Source organism: Capnocytophaga sp. oral taxon 329 str. F0087, assembly GCF_000213295.2.
Taxonomy (GTDB): domain Bacteria; phylum Bacteroidota; class Bacteroidia; order Flavobacteriales; family Flavobacteriaceae; genus Capnocytophaga; species Capnocytophaga leadbetteri_A.
Genome location: NZ_KN390020.1, coordinates 16758 through 24171, shown reverse-complemented (window position 1 = coordinate 24171; position 7414 = coordinate 16758). Strand labels below are relative to the sequence as shown.

At 36.8% G+C, this 7414-nt stretch carries 8 protein-coding genes; 6 read left to right on the top strand and 2 right to left on the bottom strand.

Translation table 11 applies throughout. The annotated features are described in order from the left end of the window. Positions 1-38 precede the first annotated feature (38 nt). The 4 genes from HMPREF9074_RS08460 to HMPREF9074_RS08445 all read left to right on the top strand — a co-directional run bounded on the left by HMPREF9074_RS08460 (position 39) and on the right by HMPREF9074_RS08445 (position 4367). Positions 39-1232 (top strand): pyridoxal phosphate-dependent aminotransferase, encoded by a 1194-nt coding sequence (locus HMPREF9074_RS08460; RefSeq protein WP_009391148.1) that lies wholly within the window; start codon positions 39-41, stop codon positions 1230-1232. Between the two features lie 153 nt (positions 1233-1385). Beyond that, positions 1386-2366 carry a 6-phosphofructokinase gene (gene pfkA / locus HMPREF9074_RS08455; protein WP_009391151.1) on the top strand — a complete coding sequence of 327 codons (981 nt, stop codon included), beginning with the start codon at positions 1386-1388 and terminating at the stop codon, positions 2364-2366. Between the two features lie 66 nt (positions 2367-2432). Beyond that, entirely contained in the window at positions 2433-3431 is a 999-nt protein-coding gene (gap, locus tag HMPREF9074_RS08450) for a type I glyceraldehyde-3-phosphate dehydrogenase (protein ID WP_009391153.1), read from the top strand. 78 nt (positions 3432-3509) lie between these two features. Beyond that, the gene (locus tag HMPREF9074_RS08445) at positions 3510-4367 is read left to right on the top strand and encodes a hypothetical protein (RefSeq protein ID WP_009391155.1); all 858 of its coding nucleotides are present in this window, start codon (positions 3510-3512) and stop codon (positions 4365-4367) included. A gap of 68 nt (positions 4368-4435) precedes the next feature. On the opposite strand, the gene HMPREF9074_RS08440 is transcribed toward HMPREF9074_RS08445, so the two are convergent. Both HMPREF9074_RS08440 and HMPREF9074_RS08435 read right to left on the bottom strand, forming a co-directional pair. Beyond that, the gene (locus HMPREF9074_RS08440; protein WP_009391156.1) at positions 4436-5050 is read right to left on the bottom strand and encodes a deoxynucleoside kinase; all 615 of its coding nucleotides are present in this window, start codon (positions 5048-5050) and stop codon (positions 4436-4438) included. A gap of 8 nt (positions 5051-5058) precedes the next feature. Beyond that, entirely contained in the window at positions 5059-5544 is a 486-nt protein-coding gene (locus HMPREF9074_RS08435) for an Lrp/AsnC family transcriptional regulator (RefSeq protein WP_009391157.1), read from the bottom strand. A gap of 302 nt (positions 5545-5846) precedes the next feature. Here HMPREF9074_RS08435 and HMPREF9074_RS08430 point away from each other — a divergent pair, with 302 nt between their 5' ends. Both HMPREF9074_RS08430 and HMPREF9074_RS08425 read left to right on the top strand, forming a co-directional pair. Beyond that, positions 5847-6929, top strand: a complete 1083-nt coding sequence (locus tag HMPREF9074_RS08430; RefSeq protein ID WP_009391158.1) for an AMP-binding protein — start codon at positions 5847-5849, stop codon at positions 6927-6929. Positions 6930-6935: 6 nt separating this feature from the next. Then, a partial coding sequence (locus HMPREF9074_RS08425; protein ID WP_034540267.1) for an ABC transporter transmembrane domain-containing protein occupies positions 6936-7414 on the top strand: 479 nt, incomplete at its 3' end.

The following is a 7414-nucleotide window of genomic DNA, read 5'->3' as shown; positions in this document are numbered from 1 at the left end:
ACTAACGATTAATTTCTAACAACTAAAAACTATAAAAAATGCCAACAATATCACATAGAGCACAAATATTACCCCAATCACCTATCAGGAAATTGACTCCTTATGCTGAAAAAGCGTCTAAGGAGGGAAAGACCATTTACCACCTTAATATTGGTCAGCCAGATATTAAAACTCCTGAAATAGCTATTCAAGCTGTAAAAGATTTTAGTCCTACAGTGCTTGAATATACTAAGAGTGAGGGGATTAATTCACTGAGAGAAAAGGTGGTAGAGTATTATAAAAAACATGATATAAAGGTAGATAGTAGTGATATTATTATTACTTGTGGGGGCTCTGAAGCCCTTACTTATGTAATCGCTACAGTAGCTAATGCTGATGATGAGATTATCATTCCAGAGCCTTATTATGCAAATTATATCAGTTTTTCAGAAGCTTTTGATGCAGTATGTGTGCCTATAACCTCTTCTTTTGATAATAATTTTGCTCTCCCGCCGATTGAGGAGTTTGAGAAAAAAATCACACCTAAGACTAAAGCTTTCTTGATTTGTAATCCAGGAAATCCTACAGGCTATTTGTATTCTAAAGAAGAAATTTTGCAGTTAGCTGCAATAGCTAAAAAATACGATATCTTCCTCATTTTTGATGAGGTGTATCGAGAATTTGTATATGATGGAGCACAGCATTTTTCTATTATGCAAGTACCTGATATTGAGCAAAACGCTATAATGATAGATTCTGTGTCAAAACGTTTTAGTATGTGTGGAGCACGTATAGGATGGGTAGTCTCTAAAAACAAAGAGGTAATGAAATCTATTTTAAAGTTTGCTCAAGCACGTCTTTCACCTCCTACTTATTCTCAAATAGGAGCTGAAAAGGCTTTTGATGTGCCAGAAACTTATTTTGAAGAAGTGTTGAAAGAGTATACTCAGCGCAGAAATGTGCTAATAGATGCTCTACAAAGGGTAGAAGGAGTACGTGTGTCAATGCCTAAGGGAGCTTTCTACTGTATAGCTGAGTTGCCAGTAGAGAATGCTGAAGATTTTTGTATATGGCTTTTAGACCAATTTTCTGTAGATAATGAAACAGTAATGTTAGCTCCAGCAGAAGGTTTTTATGCTACTCCAGGTTTAGGACGCAATCAGGTGCGTATAGCTTATGTGCTCGAAAAAGAAAAAATAGAGAGAGCGGTAGAAATACTAAAAAAAGGATTAGAGTGCTATAAAAAGCAATAGACTTGAATGCAAAATATGAAATGTAACGGACGAGAAGAAAAAGTTAATTAATAGTTAATTAGAGAGTTAGCAAGAATATAGTAAAAAAACAGCAATAAAATTGCTTTTATTTGAAAAATAATTCGTACCTTTGATGCGAAAAATAAAAGATAAATGTCAGTAAAGAAAATAGCAGTATTAACATCAGGAGGCGATGCTCCTGGTATGAACGCAGCCATTAGAGCAGTGGTGCGTACGTGTGCCTATCACAATATAGGAGTAGTAGGTGTATATCGCGGCTATCAAGGAATGATAGAAGGCGACTTTAAAGAAATGAATGCGCGTAGTGTACGCGACATTATCAATAGAGGAGGAACTATACTAAAATCAGCTCGCTCAAAAGATTTTAGAACTCCTGAAGGACGAAAAGTAGCTTATGAAAATCTAAAAGCTGCAGGAGTAGATTCATTAGTAGTTATCGGCGGAGACGGTTCATTCACGGGAGCGCTTTTGTTTAACCAAGAGTATGGATTTCCTGTGATAGGTATACCAGGGACTATAGATAATGATATCTATGGTACTGACTTTACTCTAGGCTATGATACCGCCCTCAACACTGTTATTGAAGCTATCGACAAGATTAGAGATACTGCAAGCTCTCATAATCGTCTCTTCTTTATAGAAGTAATGGGGCGTGATGCAGGGCATATAGCTCTTAATTCTGGTATCGGAGCTGGGGCTGAAGAGATATTAATACCAGAGGAGAATATAGGGCTTAAAAAACTGCTTAGCTCATTAGAGAAAAGTAGAAGTACTGGTAAGACCTCGAGTTTAGTAGTAGTTGCAGAGGGAGATAAAATCGGTAAAAATGTATTTGAACTAAAAGAATATGTAGAGCAACATCACCCTGATTATGATGTACGTGTGTCTGTGTTAGGACATATGCAAAGAGGAGGTTCTCCTTCTTGTTTTGACCGTGTGTTGGCAAGCCGAATGGGAGTGAAAGCCGTAGAGTCACTTTTAGAAGGAAAATCAAACTATATGGTGGGTATCCGCAGTACTAAAATGGAACTTACCCCTCTTGAAAAAGCTATCAAGGGAAGTTCTAAAATCAATACAGAACTTCTTCGTGTAGCTGAAATAATGGCTACATAGTTTTTTGAGAGATAAAATATTTATAGAAATAAAATAATAAGTTAATTAAATTAAAAGAGAATTAATATGTCAGTAAAAATTGGAATTAATGGATTTGGACGTATTGGACGTCTTGTATTCCGTGCCGCTTATGAGAGAGCCGATGTAGAAATCGTTGGTATTAACGACCTTTTGGATGTTGATTACATCGCTTACCTTTTGAAATATGATTCAGTTCACGGAACTTTCAAAGGAGACGTGAAAGTAGAAAATGGACATTTAGTAGTAGACGGGAAAGTAGTACGTATTACTGCAGAAAAGGATCCTAACAACCTTAAATGGAACGAAGTAGGTGCAGATGTAGTGGCTGAATGTACAGGTATTTTCACTACTTTAGAAAAAGCTCAAGCACACATCAATGCAGGTGCTAAAAAAGTAGTTATTTCAGCTCCTTCAGCAGATGCTCCTATGTTCGTAATGGGTGTTAACCACAAATCAGTAAAACCTACTGATACTATTGTGTCTAACGCATCTTGTACAACTAACTGTTTGGCTCCTATTGCTAAAGTGTTAAATGACAACTTTGGTATTGAAGAAGCTTTAATGACAACTGTTCACGCTACTACAGCTACTCAATTAACAGTAGATGGTCCTTCTAAAAAAGACTGGAGAGGAGGACGTTCTGCACTTTGCAATATTATTCCTTCAAGCACAGGAGCAGCAAAAGCTGTAGGAAAAGTAATTCCAGAACTTAATGGTAAACTTACAGGTATGGCATTCCGCGTGCCTACTGCAGACGTATCAGTAGTTGATTTGACTTTCCGTACTAAGAAAGCTACAACTCTTGAAGATATCAACGCTGCTATGAAAAAAGCTTCAGAAGGAGAACTAAAAGGTATCCTTGGATATACTGAAGACTTAGTAGTATCTCAAGATTTCGTAGGATGCAAGAATACATCTATTTTTGATGCCAAAGCAGGTATAGGCTTAAGCTCAAACTTCTTTAAAGTAGTTTCTTGGTATGACAATGAAACAGGTTACTCTAACAAATTGGTAGATTTGGCACAACACGTAGCTAAATTATAATTAACGAAAGGTGAAGTACTTTGGTTAGTGCTTCACCTTTATTTTTTACTATTAATAACATAATAAAACCGAAATAATATGATTTTAATTGTTGATAGTGGAGCAACTAAGGCAGATTGGACAGCTTTAAACAGCAAAGGAGAAAAGGTGTTTTTTACTCAAACTTTAGGGCTTAATCCTGAGGTTTTAACTGAAGAGATACTTGTAGAGCGTATTACAACTAACTACCAACTATTTGAAAATAGAAATAGTGTAAGTGAAATCTATTTTTATGGGGCTGGCTGTGGTACAGAACGCATTCGTTATTTTGTAGAACGCAGTTTGGCGACTATCTTTAAAAACGCTAAAATAGATGTAAAGGAAGATACTTATGCGGCTGTATTTGCAACAACTAATCCAAGTGAAAAAGCTATAGTTTGTATATTAGGGACAGGTTCTAACTGTTCTTTCTGGAATGGTAAGGAGCTTTACCAAGCAGTAGATTCATTGGGCTATATCTTGATGGATGAGTCAAGTGGGAATTTTTATGGCAAACGCTTGATAATAGATTACTACTTTAAGAAGATGCCAGCTGACCTTGTACAAAAGTTCGAAAGTCAGTATGAGTTGGGCTCTGATGTAGTGAAAAACCACCTTTACAAGATGCCAAACCCTAATAGCTATTTGGCTACTTTTGCAAAATTTATAGTGGAAAATAAAAATCACGAGTATTGCCGTACCATAGTGAAGAAAGGAATGCAACTATTCGTAGACCACTGGATTTCACAATATGAAGAACGTTATGAAGTGCCTATTAACTTCGTAGGTAGTATCGCTTTCTTCCTTCAAGATATTTTGGAAGAAGTATTAGCAGAAAACAAACTTAAGTTGGGAACTGTATTGAGAAAACCTATTGATGGATTAGTAGCATTTCACGTAAATAACTACTTCAAATAGAAGATATAAAGAAGATACAAAAAAAGAGACTATCATTGATAGTCTCTTTTTTTTATGCTATAATTTTCTTAGAATAATCCGTAAAGAAGTGCGTCTATTTTGTTGATGATGTCGCCTAAATCTTCAGGGTTATCAACGAAATTAATGTCATCAACTTCTATGATGAGGAGTTTGCCTTTGTTGTATTGTTTTATCCATTGTTCGTAGCGCTGGTTTAGTCGGTTTAGGTAGTCGATGGAGATGGAGTTTTCGTACTCTCTGCCTCGTTTTTGGATTTGTTTTACCAGATTGGGAATAGAACTCCTTAGATATATAAGAAGGTCAGGAGGAGAGATAAGTCGCTCCATAAGAGCAAATAATGAACGATAATTATCAAAATCACGGGTACTCATTAGTCCCATTTCGTGTAGGTTGGGGGCAAAGATATGAGCATCTTCATATATGGTGCGGTCTTGTATAATATCGTTGCCTTTTTCGTGAAAGTCTAATATTTGTCGGAATCTACTGTTGAGGAAGTAGATTTGTAGGTTGAAACTCCAACGCTCCATTTGATGGTAAAAATCATCTAAATAGGGGTTGTCGACAACATCTTCGAAATGAGCTTCCCACTGGTAGTGCTTAGCCAGAAGGGCGGTAAGGGTGGTTTTGCCAGCTCCGATATTTCCTGCTATAGCTATGTGCATTTTTACTGTTATTTTTTGTCGTTATTTTCGCGCAAACAACGAATCATAGAGGTGTTTTTGATTTCTTGGATAACAAAAGAACTTTGTATGTTTGCGATGATTTCTAATTTTGATATTTTGTGTACTACGAAAGTCTGGTATTCTTCCATATCATTAAGCACCAACTTCAGTAGGAAATCATAAGCTCCTGCCATATAAGAGGCTTCTAATACTTCGTCTAAGGTGCTTATATAGTTTTCAAACTCTTCAAATAGTTCGCCGTTATGCCTAAGTAGTTTTACTTGGCAGTAAGCTACTAATTTTTTGCCTAATGCTTTGGGGTTTACGACAGCTACATATTTTTGAATAACCCCCATTTGTTCTAACTTTTTCACCCGCTCGTGTACTGGGGTGATAGAGAGTTTTACCTTTTCAGCTAATTGTTTGATAGACTGCTCGCTATCTTGCTGGAGTTCGTCTAACAATTGTAAATCAGTTTGATCTAATACGTACATATTCAACTTAAATTATTGCGGTAAAGGTAAAAAATATTTTTGATATAGAGGGTGTAAATAGAATTTTTTTTTGTTGTTTTTACTTAAAGTGTTAATAATCACTATTATAGAAATATTAGTTTTATTTACTGTTGCTCAATTCGTTTAATTATTGTAGTTTTGCAGCAATTATCATTGGTTAGTGAATTAGTTAATAGTTGTTCGCTCATCCTTCGCTTATCCTTCGCTCATCGTTCGGTGAAAGTAAGAGGTGTAAAGCGTATCAAAATATAATAGTAGAAAATATTTAATATAGTAATAAAATGAATGAAATAGATTACAAGTTTGTACATAAAGATTTTAGAATTAATGGTTTTCCGATAGACAGAAATCGCCTTACTATATTGGCTGTGGCTTATGTGAAAGACGGTCTTCCTTATCGTAAGTCGGTAGGACGTTTTTTGCTGGATTGGTTGGACGATCGTGATTATGTAGAGGCTACCACTTCTGGTTCGACAGGTATTCCTAAGCAAATAAAGTTGAAGAAACAAAGTATGGTAAATTCGGCTCTTGCTACGGGTGATTATTTGAAACTTTCGCCTAAAAATAGGGCTTTGCTATGTTTGCCAGCTGACTTTATTGCAGGTAAGATGATGATTATCCGCTCTATTATTCTGGGGCTACACCTCGATATCATCAGACCTTCGTCTATGCCACTTTCGCTTACGAGCAAAAATTACGATTTCTGTGCGATGATTCCGCTACAGGCTTCAAAATCATTAGTGGATTTGCCACGTGTGAAGAAGGTTATTTTGGGGGGAGCTTCGATAGATGGAGAATTGGAGGCTAAGCTGCAAACTATTTCAACCGAAGTGTATTCGTCATACGGAATGACAGAAACTATTTCGCATATAGCGATGCGCAAGGTGAACCATACAGAAGTGCATCAGAATACATATAAGGCATTGCCTAATGTGACATTTACGCAAGACGAGCGCCACTGTTTGGTGATTGATGCTCCTTTGGTAGCTGACCACCCTGTAGTGACAAACGATATAGTGAACCTTATATCGCGTACTGAATTTGAATGGCTGGGACGCTTTGATAATATTATCAATTCAGGAGGCTTTAAGGTGTTCCCTGAAAGTGTGGAAAGAAAGATAAAGAAATATATTAAAGGAGATTACTTCATCACTAAAGAGGCTGACGAAGAGTTAGGACAACGCGCTGTGCTGTATGTACAAGGTGATGAGAAGGATTATCCTACGCTTTCGCACGATATTTATATGGATAAGGATATGCTGAAGTATGAAGTGCCACGCCAGATTTACTTCGTACCTGAGTTTGTATATACTGATAATCAGAAGATAAGGCGTGATGAAACCGTAAAGAAATACAAACAATAACCTACTATGAAGCTGAAAAGGTTTATTCCTTATATTTTGCCTTATAAGAAACAGGCATTGCTCAATATTTTTTTCAATGTACTCTATTCGCTTTTTAGTGCGCTGTCGTTTATAGCACTTATTCCGATGTTGGATGTGCTTTTTGGTAAGAATAAGCCTATAAGTGAGCCGCCTGTATATTCAGGGAGTTTGATGGACTTAGGTGGCTATGGGAAAGCGTATCTGAACTACCAAGTAGGAAAGATGGCGGGAGAGGATACTGTATGGGCGTTGGCTATTGTTATCGCTTTGGTTATCTCGCTCTTTTTGCTGAAAAATATGTTTAGCTATTTGGCGTCGCTCTTCATTACTTATTTGCGCAATGGGGTGCTACGCGACCTGCGAGATAGTCTTTACAAGAAAATAATAAGTCAGCCGGTAGCTTTTTTTTCAGACCAGCGCAAGGGCGATATTATCTCGCGAATGGTCGGAGATGTGAATGAGGT

What these genes read in the sequence shown, in the direction of transcription:
- HMPREF9074_RS08460 (WP_009391148.1), top strand. Translation starts at nt 39, where the DNA reads ATGCCAACAATATCACATAGAGCACAAATATTACCCCAATCACCTATC.
- pfkA (WP_009391151.1), top strand. Translation starts at nt 1,386, where the DNA reads ATGTCAGTAAAGAAAATAGCAGTATTAACATCAGGAGGCGATGCTCCT.
- gap (WP_009391153.1), top strand. Translation starts at nt 2,433, where the DNA reads ATGTCAGTAAAAATTGGAATTAATGGATTTGGACGTATTGGACGTCTT.
- HMPREF9074_RS08445 (WP_009391155.1), top strand. Translation starts at nt 3,510, where the DNA reads ATGATTTTAATTGTTGATAGTGGAGCAACTAAGGCAGATTGGACAGCT.
- HMPREF9074_RS08440 (WP_009391156.1), bottom strand. Translation starts at nt 5,050, where the DNA reads ATGCACATAGCTATAGCAGGAAATATCGGAGCTGGCAAAACCACCCTT.
- HMPREF9074_RS08435 (WP_009391157.1), bottom strand. Translation starts at nt 5,544, where the DNA reads ATGTACGTATTAGATCAAACTGATTTACAATTGTTAGACGAACTCCAG.
- HMPREF9074_RS08430 (WP_009391158.1), top strand. Translation starts at nt 5,847, where the DNA reads ATGAATGAAATAGATTACAAGTTTGTACATAAAGATTTTAGAATTAAT.